Source organism: Mesorhizobium sp. M7A.F.Ca.US.014.04.1.1, assembly GCF_003998745.1.
Classification (GTDB): domain Bacteria; phylum Pseudomonadota; class Alphaproteobacteria; order Rhizobiales; family Rhizobiaceae; genus Mesorhizobium; species Mesorhizobium ciceri.
The window spans coordinates 1-673 of record NZ_RZRW01001298.1 but is presented as its reverse complement, the minus strand read 5'-3'; the positions used below and the strand labels follow the sequence as shown (position 1 = coordinate 673).

At 68.1% G+C, this 673-nt stretch carries 1 protein-coding gene; it reads left to right on the top strand.

The annotated features are described in order from the left end of the window. Window positions 1-673, top strand: a 673-nt coding sequence (locus EOA22_RS36180) for an AbrB family transcriptional regulator (RefSeq protein ID WP_245478800.1), incomplete at both ends; no start/stop codon positions are given.

Below are 673 nucleotides of genomic sequence, written 5' to 3'. Positions count from 1 at the left end.
TGCCCACACTCGAGCGCATGGCGCGGATGCGCAAGCTCTGGCAGTGGCTTGCCCTGCTGGTTGTTTCCTTGCTGTTTGCCGGCGCGCTGGAACTCGCCGCCCTGCCGGCGGCGCTGCTGATCGGGCCGATGCTGGCCGCCATCGTCGCCGGCACCAATGGCGCCACGGTGCGCGTGCCGCGTCTTCTGTTCGGCGCCGCCCAGGCGATCGTCGGCTGCCTCGTCGCGGCGTCGATCTCGGCCGACATCTTTCCGGTCTTCCCCCAGGAATGGCCGCTGTTTCCCGGCGTCGTGGTGGCCACCGTCACAGCCTCCAGCCTGCTCGGCTGGCTGATCAGCCGCTGGCGCATCCTGCCCGGCACCACCGCCGTCTGGGGCTCGTCGCCGGGTGCGGCCACCGCCATGGTGCTGATGGCGGGTGCCTTCGGCGCCGATCAGCGGCTCGTCGCTTTCATGCAATATCTGCGCGTCATCTTCGTCTCGATGACGGCGGCACTCGTTGCCAAGATGTGGGTCGACACGTCTGAGGTCGAAATCCCCGCCATCGTCTGGTTTCCGCCGATCGATGCCCAAGCCTTCGCCGCCACCATCGGCATCGCGGTCGTAGGCGGCCTGGCGGGAAAGTTGTGCCGACTGCCCTCGCCCTTCTTCCTCGGCACCTTCATCTTCGGCAC